This window comes from Devosia equisanguinis (assembly GCF_900631955.1).
GTDB classification, from domain to species: Bacteria; Pseudomonadota; Alphaproteobacteria; order Rhizobiales; family Devosiaceae; genus Devosia; species Devosia equisanguinis.
Genome location: NZ_UZWD01000022.1, coordinates 79147 through 99472 on the forward strand (window position 1 = coordinate 79147; position 20326 = coordinate 99472).

Here is a 20326-nt window from a genome sequence, read left to right on the forward strand (position 1 = left end):
ATGGCCATGATTTCCCAATCCAACAATGGCGGTGGCAAGCTACAGGTCGGCGGCAGCGCCGAGGAGCGTGTGCTGCGTGGCGACGAGAAGGCCGCCGTGCTGCTGCTCGCCCTTGGCCCGGATTATGGCCGGCCCATCTTCCAGGAACTGGACGAGATCGAAATCCGCCAGCTTTCCCGCGCCATGTCGCGCCTGGGTCCCATCACCCAGAAAATGCTCGACGACCTGATGGTCGAGTTCGTGACCACCATTTCATCCAACGGCTCGCTGGCCGGCAATACCGACTCCACCGAACGGCTGCTGCTGAGCTTCCTGCCGCAGGATCGCGTCAACGCCATCATGGAAGAAATCCGCGGCCCCGCCGGCCGTAACATGTGGGAAAAGCTCGCCAATGTGCAGGCCGACGTGCTGGCGGCCTATCTCAAGAACGAATACCCGCAAACCATCGCCGTGGTGCTCTCCAAGATCGATACCGCCCACGCCTCCCAGGTGCTCGCCGCCCTGCCCGAGGAGCTGGCAATGGACGTGGTGCAGCGCATGCTGGGCCTCGACCCGGTACAGAAGGAAATTCTCGAAAAGATCGAGATGACCTTGCGCACCGAGTTCATGTCGACGCTCAACCACGCCAAGCGGCGCGACAGCCACGAACAGATGGCCGAAATCTTCAACTCCTTCGATCGCCAGACCGAAGCGCGCTTCATCACCAATCTCGAGGAGATGAACCGAGAGGATGCCGAGCGCATCAAGGCGCTGATGTTCACCTTCGAAGATCTGGGCCGACTCGATGCCTCCGCCATCCAGACCCTGCTGTCGCGCCTCGACAAGCGCGACCTGGCTCTTGGCCTCAAGGGCGCCAGCGACGGGGTCAAGGAATTCTTCTTCAACAACATGTCGGGCCGCGCCGCCAAGATGCTGCAGGACGAAATGGGCGATATGGGCCCGGTCCGTCTCAAAGACGTCGACGAGGCCCAAACGCGCATGGTCGCAACTGCCAAGGACCTGGCCGCCAAGGGTGAGATCATCATCCTCAAGACCAAGTCCGACGACCAGATGGTGGCCTAGCCATGGTCAGCCTCGCCCGCTTCACCTTCGATCTCGACCTTGAACCCCGTGCCACCCGCGTGCTGCGCGCAGAACCGTCCCATCAGGCCTCCGAGCCGGCGCCGCCCCCATTGCCGGCCGGCATTCCTGAAGATGTCGTGGCCCAACTGGTGCAGGCTGCGCGCGAAGAAGCCTACGCGGAAGGCCTGGCAGCAGGCGGCCAGCAGGCCGAAGCTCTGGCTGCCCAGACCATCGCCGCAGCGGCCGGCACCATCGCGACCAAGACCGCGCAGATGAGCGCAGCGCTCGACCACGCCATTGCCGCCAACAAGCTCGAGGCCATCGAACTGGCAGCCAGTGTCGGTCGCAAGCTGGCCCTGCATCTGGTCGCCCGCCACCCCCTGACCGAATTGCAGGCGCTGATCGCCGAGTGCCTCGAAAGCCTTGATGGCGTGCCGCACCTGGTGATCCGCTGCCATCCTGATCTGGCCGACATGGTGCGCGAAGCCGCCACCGCGCAGATGACCACCTCCGGTTTTGCCGGGCGCCTGGTGGTCATGGGCGACCCCGAAATCCGCCTGGGCGATGGGCGCCTGGAATGGGTCGATGGCGGCCTCGTGCGCGACATTGCCGCCACCTCTGCCCAGATCGATCGACACATAGCCGCCTATCTCGCCGCACACGGCCAGACCGACAAAGCCATGGAGCATGGTGCATGAGCGAACCCGAACCCGATATCAGCGCAGACGCCTTTAGCCTCGATGAGATGGCTGCACCCGAGGCGCGCGAAAAAGAAATGGACCTCCATATCGAGCGGACCGCTGCCGACCTCGAAGCCGTGTTCGATGTTCCGGTGCGCGTCTCGGTCGTGCTGGGCCGTACCAAGATGCCGGTCTCCAACCTGCTCCGGCTCGATACCGGCACGGTGATCGAACTCGACCGTCAGGTCGGCGAAGCCGTCGAAATCTTCATCAATGATCGCCTGGTGGCCAGGGGTGAAATCGTGCTGGTCGAAGACCGGCTCGGCGTCACCATGACCGAAATCATCAAGCCTCAATAAGGGAACGGCCAAATGCGTCTCCTCATCATCGGAGCTCTCGAAGGCCAGTTGAGCACGGCCACCAAGATGGCCATGGATGGCGGGGCCAAGGTGGCGCATGCGCCCTCCATCGACATCGCCATGGCTTCGCTGCGCGCCGGTCGCGGCGCCGACCTGTTGCTGGTCGACGTGATGATGGATATTGCCGGGCTGATCGCGGCGCTCGAAGCCGAGCGCATCGCCCTGCCGGTCGTTGCCTGCGGGGTCGAGACCAACGCTGCCGCTGCCGTCAACGCCATTCGCGCCGGGGCCAAGGAATATATCCCCCTGCCCCCCGATGCGGCGCTTATCGCTGCCGTCATCGCCGCCGTGGCGCGCGAAACCTCGGACTTCCTCTATCGCGATCCGGCCATGGATCGCATCGTGCGCATGGCCGATCAGGTCGCCGGCTCCGATGCCTCGATCCTGATCACCGGCGAGAGCGGCACCGGCAAGGAAGTCATTGCCAAATATGTGCACGGCCGTTCGCGTCGCGCTGGCAAGCCCTTCATCTCGGTCAACTGTGCCGCCATTCCCGAGGCCCTGCTCGAGTCCGAATTGTTCGGGCACGAAAAAGGCTCCTTCACCGGGGCCGTTGCCCGCCGCATCGGCAAGTTCGAGGAAGCCTCGGGTGGTACGCTGCTGCTCGACGAAATCTCGGAAATGGACGTGCGCCTGCAGGCCAAGCTCCTGCGCGCCATTCAGGAACGGGTCATCGACCGCGTTGGCGGTACCAAGCCGGTGCCTGTCGATATCCGCATCCTCGCCACCTCCAACCGCAATCTCAACGAAGCCGTCCGCGAAGGCAGCTTCCGCGAGGACCTGATGTTCCGCCTCAACGTCGTCAACCTCAAGCTGCCGCCGCTGCGCGACCGCCCGGGCGACATTCTGGCCCTGTCCGAACATTTCGTCGCCAAATATGCCAAGGCCAACGGCCTGCCGCCACGCCAGCTTTCCGTGGAGGCGCGCGAGGCGCTGGTCAAGGCGCCCTGGCCGGGCAATGTGCGCGAGCTGGAAAATACCCTGCATCGCGCCGTTCTGCTCTCCTCCGGCGAAGTCGTCGGACCCGACGCCATCGTGCTGCCCGATGGCATGGGCCTCGCCGAAGCTGCCCGCGCCAGCTCGCCCGCCCAGATGGCCGCCCAGACCGCCGAGGCCATGAGCCGCGCCCTGGTTGGCCGCACCGTCGCCGATGTGGAACGCGGCTTGATCCTCGATACGCTCGACCACACATTCGGCAACCGCACCCACGCAGCCAATATTCTGGGTATCTCGATCCGCACCCTGCGCAACAAGCTCAACCAATATGCCGACGAGGGCGTCTTCGTGCCCGAACCGGGCGAGAAGCGCGGGGCCGCGTGATGGAACAGCAGCACGCTTCTGCCTCTCCCTTTGGGCGAGCGGCTCGGTGGACTAATCAATGACCGATATCCCATCCACACCCGGGTCGCGCTTTAGCCTTCCGTCGATCCAGCAGGTCCTGACCACCCTGCGGTCGGGCGATATCGCGCTGGCCGCCGGCGTGATGGGGCTCATCGTCATCCTCATCGTGCCCATGCCGCCGCTTTTGGTGGACATGCTGCTGGCCATTTCCATCGTCTTCTCGGTCATGATCCTCATGACCTCGCTCTTCATTCAGAAGCCGCTTGAGTTCTCGTCCTTCCCCACGGTGCTGCTGATCGCCACCATGCTGCGGCTGGGCCTTTCCATCGCCACGACACGCCTCATTCTTTCCGACGGTCACACCGGCACCGCCGCCGCCGGCCACGTTGTCGAGGCCTTCGGCAATTTCGTGACCCGCGGCAATTTCATCATCGGTACGGTGATTTTCATCATCCTCGTGATCGTGAACTTCATCGTCATCACCAAGGGTTCCGGCCGTATCGCCGAAGTGGCTGCCCGCTTCAGCCTCGACGCCATGCCGGGCAAGCAGATGGCCATTGACGCCGACCTTTCGGCAGGCCTGATCGACGAAGACACTGCCAAGAAGCGCCGCGCCGAACTCGAGGGCGAAAGCGCCTTCTTCGGTAATATGGACGGTGCCTCCAAATTTGTGCGCGGCGACGCCATTGCCGGCCTGATCATCACCTTCATCAACATCGCTGCCGGCATGCTGATCGGGGTGATGCAGGAGGGTCTGTCCTTCCAGGAAGCGGGCAATATCTACACCCTGCTGACCATCGGCGACGGCCTCACCAGTCAGATCCCGGCACTGATCGTGTCGACCGCTGCTGGTATCCTGGTGTCGAAATCTGGTGTGACAGGCGCGGCCGACAAGGCGCTTTCCAACCAGTTCTCCGGCTATCCGCGCGCCCTGGGCATGTCGTCAGCAGTCATGGCGCTGCTGGCCCTTCTGCCCGGCATGCCGATCGTGCCCTTCCTCGCCCTTGCCAGCGGCGTCGGTTATGCCGCCCTGCGCGCCACCCGATCCAAGGCCGCCCGCGAGGTCGAGGAAAAGGCCAAGGCTGCCTTGAAGGCCGCTGCACCCGGCCCCGGAGGCCAGCCGGCCGGCCTGCCCGGGGGGCCGCCACCCGAGGCACCGATCTCGGATACGCTCAAGATCGATGATCTCAAGCTCGAACTGGGCTATGGCCTGCTCAGCCTGGTCAAGGAAGACGAGACTGGCACCGATCGCCTGACCGAACAGATCAAGGCGCTGCGCCGCCAGCTGGCGCTGGAACTCGGCTTCGTTATGCCGCCGGTGCGCATTCTCGACAACATGCAGCTCGAGCCCAACGACTACAAGATCCGCATCAAGGAAGTGGAAGCCGGCGCCGGCCAGATCTTTGCCAATCAGCTCATGGTCATGGACCCCTATGGCAACCAGATCGATCTGCCGGGCACCCACACTACCGAGCCAACCTTCGGCCTGCCCGCGACCTGGATCGAGCCGGCCCTGCGCGACGAGGCCGAATTGCGAGGCCTCTCCATCATCGACCCTTCGACAGTGATCTCGACCCATCTGACCGAAGTGCTCAAGGCCAATGTCTCCGAGCTGTTGAGTTATGCCAATGTGCAGTCCCTGTTGTCGGGCCTGCCCAAGGACCAGCAGAAGCTGGTCGAGGACCTGATCCCCAGCCAGATTTCCGTCTCCGGCATCCAGCGCGTGCTCCAGGCGCTGCTTGGTGAACGCATCTCGATCCGCGATCTCTCGACCATTCTCGAGGCCATCGCCGAAATCGCCGCACCCGGTCGTTCGCTCCAGGCCGTGACTGAACATGTTCGCGCGCGCCTGGCGCGCCAGCTCTGCGCCGCGCATCTGGGTCCGGACGGCAACCTGCCGCTGCTGACGCTGTCGCCGCAATGGGAACGCGATTTTGCCGAGGCCATGGTAGGCGAAGGCGACAACCAGCACCTGGCCATGGCCCCCAGCCGTCTGCAGCAATTCATCGGCGCCATTCAGGGCGCTTATGAACGCGCTGCCCAGCAGGGCGAGCTGCCCGTGCTGATCACCTCGCCCTCCATTCGCCCACATGTCCGCGCCATCATCGAGCGTTTCCGCCCCCACACGGTGGTGATGAGCCAGAACGAGGTGCATCCACGCGTGCGCCTCAAGACCGTAGGCAGCGTCTAAAGTCCGCCCAGCAACACCTGCCCTGAGGGAACCACCGATGAGCCATGACAAGATCGCCCTGGTGACGGGCGCCACCTCGGGCATCGGTCGGGCGACTGCCCTCGGCCTTGCAGATGCGGGTTATCGGGTCGCCATTCTCGGCCGCCGGCAGAAGGAGCTCGAAGCGGTAGCGGCCCAGCACGAGCGGATCGTGTTCCAGGCTCCGTGCGACGTCACCGACGCCAACGCGGTGAAGAACTATTTCGAAGCCATGCTCGCCGCCCTGGGCCGGATCGATGTCCTTTTCAACAATGCCGGTCGCTCCGCCCCGGGTGCCAATTTCGGCGATGTTGATGTCGAGGACTGGAACGCGGTGGTCAATGTCAACCTCAACGGCGCCTTCTACGTTGCCCATGCCGCCTTCCGCGCCATGCGCGACCAGGCCCCGCAAGGCGGACGCATCATCAACAATGGGTCGATCTCGGCACATGTGCCCAGGCCCCATTCTGCGGCCTATGCAGCCACCAAGCACGCCATTACCGGCCTGACCCGCGCTATCTCGCTCGATGGCCGCCCCTATTCGATCGCTTGCGGCCAACTCGATATCGGCAATGTAGCCACAGACATGACCGCCGCCATGACTCAGGGTGTGTTGCAGGCCGATGGCCGCCTTGCCCCTGAGCCCACTTTCGCGCTGCGACATGCGGTCAAGGCAGTGGTCACCATGGCCGATCTGCCGCTCGATACCAACATCCAGTTCATGACCATCATGGCCACCGACATGCCCTATATCGGTCGTGGCTAACGGGTGAACTGTCTCACCTGCGACAAAAAGATGATAGTTACTATCATAATTATCTAGTCCCTCACTGCAGACGATGCTAAGCGAGATAAAGGCCGGCCTCGGGCTGGCTGATCTCCACGTTTGGGATGAGAGAGAAGATGACACCTCTTGCGCATAATCGCCGCAGCGTAATGCTCGCCGGCCTGGCTTTCGTGCTGCTGGGCTCCAGCGCCATGGCTGCTGATGGCTGGCCGCGCAGCTTCACCAATGCCGACGGCACCACCACCGAGATCGCCGCCCAACCGCAGCGCATTCTCTCCACCTCGGTGACCATTACCGGAACGCTCCTTGCCATCGATGCTCCCGTCGTCGCCAGTGGTTCGGCCGGCAATGGCAAGTTCTTCGCCCAGTGGGCGCCGGTTGCCGAAGAGCGCGGCGTCACCAATGCATGGCCGGCCGGCAGCGTCGATATCGAGGCGGTCTATGCCGCTCAGCCTGACCTCATCGTGGTCTCGGTGACCGGCGCCGACTCCGCGCTTGACCAGCTGGCAGAATTTCAGGCCATCGCCCCCACCATCGTGCTGAACTATGGCAGCCAGACCTGGCAGGAACTGGCCGGTCATCTGGGCGATGCGACAGGACTGGAAGAAGCCGCTGCAGCCAAGGTGGCGGGATTTGACGCCTATGTGGCCGATGCTGCTGCCAAGATCACGGTTCCCGAAGGCACCGCCGATATCATCAGCTTCAACGGCGCCGGTCAGGATAATCCAATCGCCCGCGCCGGCGGGGTGCATGCCGCCCTCCTGCAGTCGCTCGGCTTTACGGTTGAAGATCCCAATCCCGAATGGCACAGCCAGCCCAACCAGCGCGCCGACTTCGTCTGGGCGCCATATGAAAAGCTCGTGGACCTGACCTCGGCCACCACCTTCATCCTGTCGCGCGACAATGAAGGCGCCAAGGCCTTCCTCGAAGATCCGGTGCTGGCCAATCTTCCCTCGGTCAAGGCCGGTCAGGTCTATGGCCTGGGTGCCAATTCCTTCCGCATCGACTTCTACAGTGCCACCGAAATCGTCGACGGCATTGTCGAGAATTTTTCAAAGTAAGCCGAAAGACGGGCCGTCGGCAGCATGCCGACGGCTCATTCCCCCATGCCTGAACCGCGTTCCGCCGTGCTCCCGCACGCCCCAAAAGCCTTGCTCCTCCGGCGTCTCACCGGACTGGCCGTGCTCGCTTTGATCTTGATAGTGCTGGTGCCGCTCAGCCTCGTAGTCGGGTCGCAATCCATCGCGCCCGAAACCGTCTGGAGCGCCATAACGGCCTTCGACGCGACCGATAGCGCTCATCTCCTGGTCACCCATCTGCGCATTCCCCGAACGCTTCTGGCCATCATAATCGGATCGGGGCTGGGGGTGGCCGGCGCGGTGATGCAGGCCATGACCCGCAACCCCCTCGCCGATCCGGGAATTTTCGGTGTCAATGCCGGGGCGGCCGCGGCCGTCGCGGGAGCCATTGCCCTGTTCGGCGCCATCAATGTCACCGCCTATATGGCTTTCGGGCTCGTGGGGGCCTCTCTGGCCGGCGTGGCCATCTATGTGCTGGGCGATCTGGGGCGCAATGCCAGCCCGGTGCGGGTGGTGCTGGCCGGCGCCGCCATTTCGATCGTGCTGCTGTCGCTGACCCAGATCATTCTCATCAACAGCGAGGAACAGGTTTTCGACCAGTTCCGCCATTGGACCGTGGGCTCGCTGCAGGGCCGTGGCGCGGCCGTGCTCGGGCCGGTATCGATGCTGACCGCGATTGGGCTTGCTCTGGCGTTGGCCCTTGCCCGCCCGCTCAATGCCGCCGCGCTCGGCCAGGACCTGTCCCGCTCAATGGGTGTCGATCCCAAGCGCATCTGGAGCCTCGCCGCCCTTGTCGTCATCATCCTTTCAGGCGCGGCTACTGCCGCCGCCGGGCCAATCGCCTTTATCGGCCTCACAGCGCCGCACCTGGCGCGCTTCATCACCGGCCCCAGCCATCGTTGGCTGTTGCCCTATGTGATGCTGGTTTCAGCAGTGCTCATGCTGAGCGCCGACATTGTAGGGCGTATCATCGCGCCCCCCGGTGAAATCGGCGTTGGCATCATGGTGGCCCTGCTGGGTGGACCATTCTTCGTCGTCATGGTGCGCCGCAAGCGGATTGCCCAGCTATGAGATTGTCCCGCCGCACCAACGTCGACGGTCGCCCAGCCATCGCGATAGCGGCCGGGTCGCTGTCCCTCTCCATAGAAACTCGCCCGACCCTGATAACACTCGCGCTGCTGTTGCTGGCCGCGGCGCTGGCCGTTGTTGCCATGACCATCGGCCGCATTCCGCTGGCGACAGGCGATGTGCTCGCCATCATCTTTGGCCAGGGCCCTGGTGGCAGTGCCGAGCAGGTGGTGCTCAATGTGCGCCTGCCGCGCATGCTGACCGGGCTTTTCGTTGGCGCTGCCCTTGGCGCGTCGGGCGCGGTATTCCAGTCCATCTCACGCAATGCGCTCGGGTCGCCCGATATCATCGGCTTCACCACCGGCAGTGCCACCGGCGCCCTGGCGCAGATCGTGGTTTTCGGTGGCAGCGGGCTGCTGGTGGCGGCATCGGCCATGGGTGGTGGCGTGATCACGGCGCTTGTCGTCTATACCCTTTCTGTCAAGGGCGGCAGCACCAGCAGCTATCGCCTGGTGCTAATCGGCATTGGCGTCGGCGCGGTGCTGACCGCACTCAACGGACTGATGCTGGTAAAGGGCAACCTCGATGACGCCATCGCCGCCAACCTGTGGATGGCGGGCTCCCTCAACGCCCGCACCTGGATTCACGCCTGGCCGGTCACGATCGGCACGCTGACCATCCTACCGATACTGGCGTTGCTCGCGCGGCCCTTGGCGCTGATGGAGATGGGCGACGACGTGGCGCGGCAACTGGGCGTCAATGTCGAGTTGGTGCGCGTTTCAGCGATGATCCTGGCCGTATTGCTCGCCAGTCTCGCCACCGGTTCGGCCGGCCCCGTGGCATTTGTGGCGCTCGCTGCCCCGCAACTGGTGCGCCGCCTTGTAGGCCACGGGCAGCTTGCCATCATCGGCTCCGCGGCAATGGGCGCACTGCTGCTGGTCCTGGCCGATCTCGTCTCTCAACTCGCGCCCCTTGGCATCGTCGTGCCCATCGGGCGCATGACCGGCCTGGTGGGCGGGCTCTATCTCGTCTGGCTGCTGACCCGTACCAAAAGTCTTTAGAGGGCGCGATGTCCCGCAAGCTTCATATCGGCCTCTCCCTGTCCCCCACCTGGCTGCGCGGCTCCGCCTGGCGCGACACGGATAGCGGCGTCGAGCACCTGCTGTCGCCACGCTTTGCCATCGAACTGGCCCAGCACGCCGAGCGGGCCAAACTGGACTTCCTGTTCAAGCCGGACTCGTTGTTCATCGAACCGAAGGGGCTTGAGCATGCCCCGGGAATGACCAGTCTCGATCCCATCGTGCAACTGGCCGGACTTGCCCAGTCCACCAGTCATATCGGGCTCGTCGCAACCGCCTCCACCACCTTCGTTCCGCCCTTTATCGTCGCGCGCCAGTTGCAGTCCCTGCATTGGCTGAGCGATGGACGGGCCGGCTGGAATATCGTCACTGCGCTGGATGGCGAGCGCAATTTCGGCATCCCCGCCATGCCCAGCACCGAGTGGCGCTATGAACGCGCGGCCGAATTTGTCGAGGTCGTGCAAAAGCTCTGGCGGAGCTATCCAGCCGACGCGATCAAAAGGGAGCGTGAGGCAGGCCAATTTGCCGACAGCCAGAGTGTCAGCGCGATCGACCATCACGGCAAACACTTTGCCGTCGAGGGCCCCCTCACCCTTCCAATGCATTCCGCAGGTCCACCGCCACTGTTCCAGGCCGGCGCTTCACCGACAGGCCGCGACTTTGCTGCCTCCCTCGCCACCGGCATTTTCGCCTCGACGCCCGACAAGGCCGCCGCCATTGCCCTGCGCCAGGACTTGCGCGAACGTGCCCAGCGTTTCGGCCGCCTGCCATCGCATATCAAGCTCATGCCCGGCCTTGGCCTGCTGCTGTCCAAAAACCGCAGTGAGGCCCAAGATCGGTTCCGCGAGCGCCAACGCGGCCTCGATCTGGAACCGCGCTATCGCTTCATCGAAAACAGCCTCGGCGTCGATATCAGAACCCTGCCGCTGAATGCCCCAATCCCCGAGCGCCTCGTGACCGGCATCAACCCCAATGCCCGAAGCCGCACCCATGCCGCGCTATTGCTGAGGCTGGTGCAGACGGAAAACCCAACCATTGCACAACTACTGGCGCGTCCAGAGGCCAGCGGCTCCGGCCACTGGCAGGTGGTCGGCACCCCGCTCGATGCTGCCGACGCCATTTGCGACTGGTTTGCCGCCGGCGCACTGGATGGCATCATCGCCCTGCCTGCCTCCCTACCCTCGCTGCGGCTGTTTCTCGACGAGACGGTTCCCGTGCTGGTCGAGCGCGACATCTTCCGCAAGGACTATACCGGCACCACGCTCGCCCAGCATCTGGGCCTCAGATGAGACAGTCTGCTCAGCTCCTTGCAATGGCCTCTGCGAGCGACAGCGCGAATGTGTCGCCGTGATTGGCACCGGGAAAAATCTGTGTGTGCACGCGCAAACCCTGCCGCCCCTCGAGGCGCGTCGCCAGGCGCTCAAGGCGTTCTGGCGTTGTCTGCACCTCGCCATTGCGGCTGACTTCACTATCGCCCATGCTGAGATCAAGCGCTCGCACGCCTCCCGCCAGAGGTTCATTATCCACCAAATGGTGCTCCAACGCATAATCGCCCCACCAGAGCGAAGGGCTCGCGGCGTGCAGCAACGACACACCATGTCCACTCCGGGTGAGCATCCAAAGGGCAAAGAGCCCCCCATAGGAATGGCCCCATAGGGCACGAGACGGCGTCACAAGGCCGAACCGCGCTTCGGCCTGCGGCATCAGGTCCTGCGTGAGAAAAGCCAGGAAATCCGCGGCGCCACCATAGGGCCGTTCCAGTGCCCGCCGCACCCCGCCATCCCAGTCCAGCGGCGGTGGCGGCGTATAATCGCGCGACCGATGCTCAAGATGAAATCGGCTTGCTCCGGCATAGCCGATCAGCACCAGAGCCAGCCCCGGACGCGCGGCCAGCCAGTCTGGCTTCAACATGGAGAGTGCCGCATTGCCATCGAGCGCGTAAAGCACGCGCTCCGGCGCGCTGGTCACCGGGTGCACAAGCACCATCTCCCGCTCTCCCAGGCCGATGCGCTCCTGCGAAAGTTCGGCAGAAAAATTCTCCTGCCCGTCCTGCATCAGTTCGTCCTCTCTTGCCGTCTCGATTGCCTTGGCGTCCTGACATAAGCTCATGCGCCAGGCGATGGAACGCATCGGGCCCGGCCGGCATTGTCGCTGCATTCTCGGGGCCCCCATCATGAAGCTCTTCTCCTGCGACCATTGCGGCAACACTGTCTACTTCGAAAACGCGGTGTGCGAGCGCTGCGGCCATGCCCTCGGCTATCTGCCGCAAGAAAATGCGCTGGTGTCGCTGGAGGCGGATAATGGCGCCTTCACCACTCCGGCGCTGCCGGGCAAGCGCTTCATCTATTGCGCCAATGCCGCGCATGCGGCCTGCAACTGGCTGGTCGAGGAACAACCGGGCGGCGATGTCTTCTGCGCCGCCTGCCGGCATAACGAGACCATCCCCCCGATCGACGACCCGATCAATCTTGCCCGCTGGCAAACCATCGAGCGGGCCAAAAAGCGCCTGTTCTATTCCCTGCTTCGCCTCGCGCTCCCCCTGGCAACACGGGCGGAAGATCCCGAGCATGGCCTGGCTTTCCGTTTCCTCGCCGATGGACTGGCCCCCGAGCCGGTAATGACCGGCCATGAGAACGGCATCATTACCATTTCACTGGCGGAAGCCGACGATGCCGAGCGCGAAAGTCGCCGAACCGCCATGGGTGAACCCTACCGCACCCTGCTGGGCCATTTCCGTCACGAAATAGCGCATCACTATTGGGATTTTCTGGTCGCCGGGCAGCCGGCGGAAGCGGGTTTCCGCGCGCTTTTCGGCGACGAAACCCAGGATTATGGCCAGGCTCTGACCACCTACTACGCCAATGGCGCGCCGCAAGGCTGGTACCAGACTCACATCAGCGCCTATGCCACTGCCCATCCATGGGAAGATTTCGCCGAAACCTTCGCGCACTATCTGCATATCGTGGATACCGTGGAGATGGCGACGGCCTTCGGCGTTCGCGCCAGGCCGCGCACCCAGGACCCCAATCTCGTCGTCCCGCCCGTCAGCTTCGACCCCTATATGGCTCCCGACATGGCGGCTATTATCGACAACTGGATTCCGCTGGCCCTGCTGCTCAACAATCTCAACCGTGCCGTCGGTCAGCCCGATGCCTATCCCTTCATCCTGACGCCTGTCGTCATCGACAAGCTCAGCTTCATCAATGACCTCGTGCATCAGGCACCGGTCCTCAGCCAATTGGCCGCCCTGGACCAGGACACCATTCCGGCGGCTTGAGGCGACGCCGCGGGGGCGCTAGAACGAAGCCATGAACGCGCTCACCATCCTGCCAGTCCCTGCTTTTTCTACCCTCTGCAACGCGGCCTTCACGCTGCGGCGCGAGGTCTTCGTCTGGGAGCAGAAGGTTCCCGAGGAAGAGGAACACGATGGGGACGATCTCACCGCCACCCATTTCGTCGCCATTGCCCAAGGCGAAGTTGTGGGCACGCTGCGCCTGATCAAACGCCCCGAGCATACCAAGATCGGGCGCGTCGCAGTGCGCGGCAGTTTTCGCGGACAGGGCATTGCGCGCTCTATGATCGAGGCGGCGATGCTCCAGGCCCGCGCTGCTGGTGAACAGCGCTTCTACCTCACCGCCCAGTCGGACAAGCTTGGCTTTTACGAAAAGCTTGGTTTCGTGGCGTTCGGACCCGAATTCATGGACGGCGGCATGCCACACCGGGCCATGCGCGACTATGACAAGGACAGTGCGGTTCTGATCGATTAAGGTTTTGTTGACGCATTAACCCGAGCTGCACTGGTCTGCCTCACCCAATCCACTAATCTGTGGCCCATCGGTCGTGCTGCGTCTCATGCCGCAGCGCGCCGCCAATCGGTAACGCGGGCGAGAGCCAGGGCGGGCCCAAGAACATAACCCCTTATGGGGAGGCGAAAAGGCCGGCGCTGCACCGCAGTCGCCGGCCTTTCAATTGGTTCCGGAAGATTGCGGCAATTAACTGCGGAACGGCTCGCGGAGTCGATGCGTTGAGCAGGCATGAAGGGTCGCACGGTACGTCACCGGAAAGTTTTGCACCGTGCGACCCTGTTCACCGCAACGATGAACCCGAGGACCTTACTATGATCCGCACTCTGCTGACCACTACTGCTGTTGCCGTTCTGATGAGCACCGGCGCCTTCGCCCAGACCACCACGACCCCCGCTCCGGCCACCGAAGCCCCGGCCATGGAAGCTCCCGTGACCGGCACCAATGTGGATAGCGGCGCTGTGCAGACCACCGATGTGCATCAGCCATGGGACATGTCTGCCGGCTATGTCGCCGCTGACACCGACAATCTCGGCTCGCGCCTGATTGGCCAGCCGGTCTATTCCGGCACCGGCGATGACGCCGAAGAGATCGGCAATATCAGCGATATCGTTTTCTCTGCCGACGGTGAAATTACCGCTGTCGTGATCGGCGTCGGCGGCTTCCTGGGCATTGGCGAAAAATCGGTTGCCGTTGATTTCGGCTCGCTCGAATTCACCCTTGCTGCCGACAATACCGAGCGCTGGGTGCTCCCCACCACTGCGGAGGCTCTGACCAACGCGCCCGAATTCGTATGGGCTGAAGATGAGCCGGTTGATGCAGCAGCACCGGGCGGCGCCATGGCCCCTGCCCCCGTCGACACGATGGCACCTGCTGCCACCGATAGTATGGCTCCGGCCGCTCCGATTGCCACCGACAATATGGCTGCCAATCCTGGCGCGATGGCACCGCGTGAAGGCTATGCGCCTATCCAGCGCGACGCCCTGACCGCTGACAACCTTACAGGTGCCACCGTTATCGGCCCGAACAATGAGGATATCGCCCAGGTTGGCGACTTGCTGCTCGACCAGTCGGGCAGGATCGATGCCATGTTGATCGACTTTGGCGGTTTCCTGGGCATCGGCCAGAAGCGCGTCGCCGTTGGTCTGGACAATATCGAGTTCGGCTCCAACGAAAATGGTGATGTCGTGGTCTACACCAACTTCACCCGCGAACAGCTCGAGGCTATTCCTGAGTATAACGAGGAAACCTACGCGACCGACCCGTCGCAGCGCCTTAACACCACCGCCATGTAAGTCTGGCGGCTGGCTAGAAACGACGAAAGCCGACCTTCGGGTCGGCTTTCTTGCATTTGCGCAATGGTGACTTACTGCCCGCGGAAGCGCAGGCGCGCCACTTCGTCATAATCCTGCTGTTCGAGCTTGTTCTGCTCGTCGCGTTCGCGCTGGTGTTCGCGCTGGTCGAGCAATTCCACCTTCTTGAGGTCTTCGAGCGCTTCAGCCAGCGCATCCTGGGCGGCTTCCAGCTTGCTCTTCATGTCATTGGCGGAAGCCAAGAGATTGTCCCGGCGCTGCAAGGCAGCCTTGGCAAAGGTGGAGTAAGCGAAATGGGCGACATCGGAAATGCCGGTCTTGGTATGCTCGATCTCGATCTGCTGGTCGAGTTCGGACGCCATGCGCTCGAAATCGGCAATCATCATCTCGATCTGCGCGACCTGACGGCGCTTTTCGTCCACTTGGAACTTCTTGAGCCGAATGAGGCTCTCGCTGCGCGATTTCAAGACCTGTACTCCTTACACATCAAGTCAGTCCTGGGCGGCCCTTCCTAACACTGGCACCGTCCCATCAACCCAGCGCGTCCGCTTCCGCCACGATCTGCGCCAGAAGGCGATAGCCTTCGGCGATCGAGGTGACATCTTCCCGTTTCTGGCTGAGGAACCCCTCCAGCGCCGGGTTGATCGCGATCGCAAGGTCCACTTTTGGATCTGACCCTTTCCGGTAAGCCCCCAGCCGGATCAGTTCCTCCATGTCGGCATACAGCGACATGAGCTCCCGCGCCCGCGCCAGAACCGGCCGGACATCGTCCGGAACGCAGCCTGGCATGGTCCGCGAGATGGACCGGAGCACGTTCACCGCCGGGTAGCGACCCCGCTCGGCAATGCCGCGCTCCATCACGATGTGCCCATCAAGAATGCCACGCACGGCATCCGCAATGGGCTCATTGTGATCATCACCTTCCACCAAAACGGTAAAGAGACCGGTAACGGAACCCGAATTGGGCGTCCCTGGGCCGGCACGTTCGAGCAATCGTGGCAATTCTGTGAAAACCGTCGGTGGATAACCCTTGGCCGTGGGCGGCTCGCCGATGGCCAGGCCGATCTCGCGCTGGGCCATGGCAAAGCGCGTCAGGCTGTCCATCATGCAGAGCACGCGCCGTCCCTGATCGCGGAAAAACTCGCTGACCGCCATCGAGATATAGCAGGCCTGTCGCCGCATCAGCGCCGCCTCGTCGGAGGTGGCCACCACCACCACGGCCCGCTTGAGACCCTCTTCACCCAGATATTCTTGGATGAACTCGTGCACCTCGCGCCCGCGCTCGCCGATCAACCCGATGACCGAGACATCCACATCAGTATTGCGCGCCAGCATCGACATCAGCACAGACTTACCCACGCCCGAGCCGGCAAAGATGCCCATGCGCTGGCCTTCGCACATGGTGGTGAAGGTATTCAGGCACCGCACACCCAGATCAACCGGATCGCCCACGCGCGTGCGGTCATGTGCGGCCAGAGGAGACTGGCGCAGTGGATAGGCGCGCGCGCCTTGCGGCAGCGGCCCCAGCCCATCAATAGGCTCGCCCATGGCGTTGATCACCCGGCCCAGCCAGCCGGTCGATGGCGTAACCGACCCATCATGGCGGCGGAACACCGCCTTGCAGCCGAGCCGCACCCCGCTCAACTCGCCAAAAGGCAGGCAGAGCGCCCGGCCATTGCGAAAACCGATGATCTCGGCCGCCAGGTCCTGCCCGTCACTGCCTGCGATCATCACCCGCCCGCCCACGCGCAATTCGCGCACCGGCCCGACAATCTCGATAAGCAGACCCTGCACGGATTTGACCCGGCCGAACACCTCAACATCGTCGATGGCGTCAATCGCCGAGATCAGGGCCTTCATGGCGGTGCACATCCAGTCTAGACTAGGCCGGCTATCCCGAATGCGGCGGAGCCTATGGTTTCCGCCAAGGGTCGAATCGCGCCGACATTGCGAATCGGAGCGTAACCGATCGTTAACCGAAAAGCGCTAACCAGAGAGTACAAGCGCTAATTGCGTCCCATGGCTGGACCGTGCGCAAACCCCCGTCAGTGGCAACGATTGCTTGAGTCTGCAGAGTCTCTTGGCTTGCAAACTTAATGTTTTACCTTAAGAAAAATTCACCAAATTTATGTTGTAATTTCAATGGCTTAAACTAATTTTGTCTTACCAAGCTTTGCGTATTGCCGAAGCGAATTAAACTTTGTTAACTAATTGAGCTTAGGCTTCAGTCATATCCAGTAGGGTTGGAGCGGGAAGGGCGCAAGGCCTTCATCCCGCATGTTCCAGCAGGAACGAATGACAAGGGGAATATAATGCGGGTACTCCTTATTGAGGACGACAGCGCGACCGCGCAGAGCATCGAACTGATGCTGAAGTCCGAAAGTTTTAACGTCTACACCACCGATCTCGGTGAGGAAGGCGTCGACCTCGGTAAGCTATACGATTACGACATCATTCTTCTGGACCTCAATCTGCCAGATATGAGCGGCTATGAGGTGCTGCGCACCCTTCGCGTCGCCAAGGTTCAGACACCTATCCTCATCCTGTCGGGCCTCGCCGGCATCGAGGACAAGGTTCGTGGTCTCGGCTTCGGCGCCGACGACTACATGACCAAGCCCTTCCATAAGGACGAACTCGTGGCCCGCATCCACGCTATCGTCCGCCGTTCCAAGGGCCATGCCCAGTCGGTCATTTCGACGGGCGACCTCATGGTCAACCTCGACACCAAGACCGTCGAGGTCCAGGGCGCACGCGTGCACCTGACCGGCAAGGAATACCAGATGCTCGAGCTGCTCTCGCTGCGCAAGGGCACAACGCTCACCAAGGAAATGTTCCTCAACCACCTCTATGGTGGCATGGACGAGCCGGAACTGAAGATCATCGACGTCTTCATCTGCAAGCTGCGCAAAAAGCTCAGCGTTGCCACCGGCGGCAAGAATTACATCGAGACCGTCTGGGGTCGTGGCTATGTATTGCGCGAGCCCGACGAGAACGAGGTCTATAGCGAGAACGTGGCCTGATCCGCATCGGCTGCTGTTCGCTTTAAGATCAAACCCCGTGCCCCAGGCGCGGGGTTTTCTGTTTTCGGGGTGGCGTCGAAATCTGCTAATCTCGCGCGTCGGGGAGGTATGAGACGATGCGCAACGAATTATGGACATGAGCGACCGGCGGGAAACCGACCGCGCCATCAATGCCGTGTGGCGCCTCGAGCAGGCGCGGGTCATTGCCGGGCTCACCCGCATGGTGCGGGATATCTCTCTTGCCGAGGAACTGGCGCAGGACGCGCTGATGGCCGCTCTTCGCACCTGGCCGGAAACCGGGGTTCCCAACAATCCCGGCGCCTGGCTGATGCAAGCCGGCAAGCGCAAGGCCATCGACCTATTTCGCCATCGCAAGATGGCCAGCACCAAGCTGGAGCAAGTCGGTCGCCTCCTGGAGGACGAGGTGCCTGACACCGAAACCGCCCTTCATGAGCAGCTGGACGACGATGTCGGCGATGACTTGTTGCGGCTGATCTTCACATCCTGTCATCCCGTGCTTCCCGCCGAAAGCCGTGTAGCGCTCACCCTGCGCCTGATCGGCGGCCTGACTACCGAGGAAATCGCCCGCGCCTTTCTTGCCAACGACACCACCATCGGCCAGCGCATCGTGCGCGCCAAGCGCACCATTGCCGAGGCCGGCGTGCCCTTCGAAGTGCCGCGCGGCGAGGAACGGCAGGACCGGCTCGCCTCGGTGCTGGGCGTGCTCTACCTCATCTTCAACGAAGGGTATTCGGCCACTGCCGGGGAAGACTGGATGCGCCCGCAGCTCTGTGAAGAGGCGATGCGCATGGGCCGCATTCTGGCGGGTTTGATGCCCGAAGAGCCAGAGGTCCATGGTCTCTTGGCACTGATGGAATTGCAGCATTCCCGCGCCGGCGCCCGCACCAATGCCAAGGGCGAGCCCATCCTGCTGCCCGACCAGAACCGGGCGATGTGGGACCAACTGATGATCCGGCGCGGACTCGAGGGCCTGCTGCGCGCCCAACGGCTCGATCGTGGCCTGGGTCCCTACACCATCCAGGCTTCCATTGCCGCCTGCCACGCCCGCGCGCGCCAAGCCGAGGATACCGACTGGGCCGAGATCGCCGCGCTTTACGGACTGCTCAGTCGCGCCACCCCCTCCCCGGTGATCGAACTCAATCGCGCCGTCGCCGTCTCGATGGCGCAGGGCCCCGCCTTCGCCCTGCCGCTCGTCGACGCCATCCGCGAGGAGCCCGCCCTCAAGAACTATCACCTGCTTTATGGCGTGCGCGGCGATCTCCTGCGCAAGCTCGGCCGCCACGCCGAAGCCAGTGCCGAATTTCGTATGGCCGCGGATTTGACTCGCAACTCCAGAGAGCGAGCTTTTCTTCTGGCTCGGGCGGACGAGACGAGCGACAGTTGAAACAAAAACGCCCCGGCCGAGGCCGGGGCATCAAATTCGTCTGACGACCGAGACGATCAGGCGTCGGCGCGGGCAGCGCCGCGGACGGCTTCCTGCACCTTTTCGAAGGCACGCACCTCGATCTGGCGAATGCGCTCGCGGCTGACGTCATATTGCTGGGCCAGTTCTTCCAGCGTTGCCGGATTTTCCTTCAGCCGACGCGCCTGGAAAATTGCCCGCTCACGCTCGTTGAGCACGTCCATGGCATTGGTGAGCAACGACATGCGCTCATCATGCTGCTGGCTGTCGCCCAGACTGGTTTCGGCATCAGGTGTATCGTCAACCAGCCAGTCCTGCCATTCGGACGAGCCTTCATCCGCCCGCATAGGCGAATTGAGCGAAGCATCGCCGGACAGGCGTGCATTCATCTCCACCACGTCGTTTTCGGTGACCTTGAGCGTGGTGGCGATCTGCTTGATCTGGTCTGGATGCAGCGCACCGTCCTCGAGTGCCGCGATCTGGCCCTTCACCTTGCGCAGGTTGAAGAACAGACGCTTCTGCGCCGCCGTGGTGCCGATCTTTACGAGGCTCCAGCTGCGCAGCACATATTCCTGAATGGCGGCACGAATCCACCACATGGCGTAAGTCGCCAGTCGGAAGCCCTTTTCAGGCTCGAAGCGCTTGACCGCATGCATGAGGCCGACATTGCCTTCCGAGATCACTTCGGAGATCGGCAGGCCATAGCCGCGATACCCCATGGCAATCTTCGCCACGAGGCGCAGATGGCTGGTAATGAGCTTTTGCGCCGCGCCGGGATCACCATGTTCCTTATAGCGCTTGGCCAGCATATATTCTTCATCCGGTTCCAGCATGGGGAACTTGCGGATTTCCTGAAGATAGCGGCTAAGCCCTCCCTCGGCGGAGAGGACAGGAAGATTGGTTTGGGCCATTGACGCACCCCCTTTCGACATCCCCCGCATTGCGCGGGCGGAACGCCATCTCCTGTCCGGCAGGCACAAGAGACAGCACGTTTTCTATATAGGTCGCACTTTGGCGATTTTAAGGGCGGGCAATTGCAAGAA

At 62.8% G+C, this 20326-nt stretch carries 19 protein-coding genes; 15 read left to right on the forward strand and 4 right to left on the reverse strand.

Annotation, left to right across the window (positions count from 1 at the left end):
* The first annotated feature begins 6 nt into the window (after positions 1-6).
* The 10 genes from fliG (at position 7) to DEVEQU_RS07230 (ending at position 11013) form a co-directional block, all read left to right on the forward strand.
* The gene (gene fliG, locus DEVEQU_RS07185; RefSeq protein ID WP_386849559.1) at positions 7-1062 is read left to right on the forward strand and encodes a flagellar motor switch protein FliG; all 1056 of its coding nucleotides are present in this window, start codon (positions 7-9) and stop codon (positions 1060-1062) included.
* Positions 1063-1064: 2 nt separating this feature from the next.
* Positions 1065-1760, forward strand: a complete 696-nt coding sequence (locus tag DEVEQU_RS07190) for a FliH/SctL family protein (protein WP_126149902.1) — start codon at positions 1065-1067, stop codon at positions 1758-1760.
* Entirely contained in the window at positions 1757-2101 is a 345-nt protein-coding gene (fliN, locus tag DEVEQU_RS07195; protein ID WP_126149903.1) for a flagellar motor switch protein FliN, read from the forward strand. Before DEVEQU_RS07190 ends, fliN begins: the two co-directional genes overlap by 4 nt.
* 12 nt (positions 2102-2113) lie before the next feature.
* On the forward strand, positions 2114-3481 hold the full coding sequence (gene flbD, locus DEVEQU_RS07200) for a sigma-54-dependent transcriptional regulator FlbD (protein WP_126149904.1): 1368 nt from the start codon (positions 2114-2116) through the stop codon (positions 3479-3481).
* 58 nt (positions 3482-3539) lie between these two features.
* A complete protein-coding gene (gene flhA / locus DEVEQU_RS07205) occupies positions 3540-5693 on the forward strand; it encodes a flagellar biosynthesis protein FlhA (RefSeq protein ID WP_126149905.1) in 2154 nt (717 codons plus the stop codon).
* Positions 5694-5730: 37 nt separating this feature from the next.
* Positions 5731-6477, forward strand: a complete 747-nt coding sequence (locus DEVEQU_RS07210; RefSeq protein ID WP_126149906.1) for an SDR family oxidoreductase — start codon at positions 5731-5733, stop codon at positions 6475-6477.
* A 137-nt stretch (positions 6478-6614) separates the two neighbouring features.
* Positions 6615-7559: a Fe2+-enterobactin ABC transporter substrate-binding protein gene (fepB, locus tag DEVEQU_RS07215; protein ID WP_206437806.1), complete on the forward strand. Its 945-nt coding sequence runs from the start codon at positions 6615-6617 to the stop codon at positions 7557-7559.
* Positions 7560-7679: 120 nt separating this feature from the next.
* Positions 7680-8648, forward strand: coding sequence for a FecCD family ABC transporter permease (locus tag DEVEQU_RS07220; protein WP_223214136.1), 969 nt, complete (start codon positions 7680-7682; stop codon positions 8646-8648).
* Positions 8645-9706, forward strand: a complete 1062-nt coding sequence (locus DEVEQU_RS07225; RefSeq protein ID WP_126149909.1) for a FecCD family ABC transporter permease — start codon at positions 8645-8647, stop codon at positions 9704-9706. Before DEVEQU_RS07220 ends, DEVEQU_RS07225 begins: the two co-directional genes overlap by 4 nt.
* A gap of 8 nt (positions 9707-9714) precedes the next feature.
* Complete coding sequence (locus tag DEVEQU_RS07230) at positions 9715-11013, forward strand: NtaA/DmoA family FMN-dependent monooxygenase (RefSeq protein WP_126149910.1); 1299 nt, start codon at positions 9715-9717, stop codon at positions 11011-11013.
* Positions 11014-11023: 10 nt separating this feature from the next.
* Here DEVEQU_RS07230 and DEVEQU_RS07235 read toward each other — a convergent pair whose 3' ends face one another.
* Entirely contained in the window at positions 11024-11854 is an 831-nt protein-coding gene (locus tag DEVEQU_RS07235; protein WP_206437807.1) for an alpha/beta hydrolase, read from the reverse strand.
* Positions 11855-11897: 43 nt separating this feature from the next.
* Between DEVEQU_RS07235 and DEVEQU_RS07240 the strand changes: the two genes are divergently transcribed.
* From DEVEQU_RS07240 to DEVEQU_RS07250, 3 genes are all read left to right on the forward strand, one after another.
* Positions 11898-13001 carry a zinc-binding metallopeptidase family protein gene (locus DEVEQU_RS07240; protein WP_126149912.1) on the forward strand — a complete coding sequence of 368 codons (1104 nt, stop codon included), beginning with the start codon at positions 11898-11900 and terminating at the stop codon, positions 12999-13001.
* 31 nt (positions 13002-13032) lie between these two features.
* Positions 13033-13491 carry a GNAT family N-acetyltransferase gene (locus DEVEQU_RS07245; protein WP_126149913.1) on the forward strand — a complete coding sequence of 153 codons (459 nt, stop codon included), beginning with the start codon at positions 13033-13035 and terminating at the stop codon, positions 13489-13491.
* Between the two features lie 350 nt (positions 13492-13841).
* Entirely contained in the window at positions 13842-14822 is a 981-nt protein-coding gene (locus DEVEQU_RS07250; protein ID WP_126149914.1) for a PRC-barrel domain-containing protein, read from the forward strand.
* A 71-nt stretch (positions 14823-14893) separates the two neighbouring features.
* Here the strand turns inward: DEVEQU_RS07250 and fliJ are convergent, their stop codons facing one another.
* Together fliJ and fliI are read right to left on the reverse strand one after the other, a co-directional pair.
* On the reverse strand, positions 14894-15307 hold the full coding sequence (gene fliJ, locus DEVEQU_RS07255) for a flagellar export protein FliJ (RefSeq protein ID WP_126149915.1): 414 nt from the start codon (positions 15305-15307) through the stop codon (positions 14894-14896).
* Between the two features lie 64 nt (positions 15308-15371).
* Positions 15372-16700 (reverse strand): flagellar protein export ATPase FliI, encoded by a 1329-nt coding sequence (gene fliI, locus DEVEQU_RS07260; protein WP_126149916.1) that lies wholly within the window; start codon positions 16698-16700, stop codon positions 15372-15374.
* A gap of 452 nt (positions 16701-17152) precedes the next feature.
* On the opposite strand from fliI, the gene ctrA reads away from it, so the two are divergent.
* Both ctrA and DEVEQU_RS07270 read left to right on the forward strand, forming a co-directional pair.
* A complete protein-coding gene (gene ctrA / locus DEVEQU_RS07265) occupies positions 17153-17860 on the forward strand; it encodes a response regulator transcription factor CtrA (protein WP_086470550.1) in 708 nt (235 codons plus the stop codon).
* Positions 17861-17990: 130 nt separating this feature from the next.
* The gene (locus DEVEQU_RS07270) at positions 17991-19265 is read left to right on the forward strand and encodes an RNA polymerase sigma factor (RefSeq protein ID WP_206437808.1); all 1275 of its coding nucleotides are present in this window, start codon (positions 17991-17993) and stop codon (positions 19263-19265) included.
* 56 nt (positions 19266-19321) lie between these two features.
* Here DEVEQU_RS07270 and rpoH read toward each other — a convergent pair whose 3' ends face one another.
* Complete coding sequence (gene rpoH, locus DEVEQU_RS07275) at positions 19322-20194, reverse strand: RNA polymerase sigma factor RpoH (RefSeq protein WP_126149918.1); 873 nt, start codon at positions 20192-20194, stop codon at positions 19322-19324.
* Between the last annotated feature and the right edge of the window lie 132 nt (positions 20195-20326).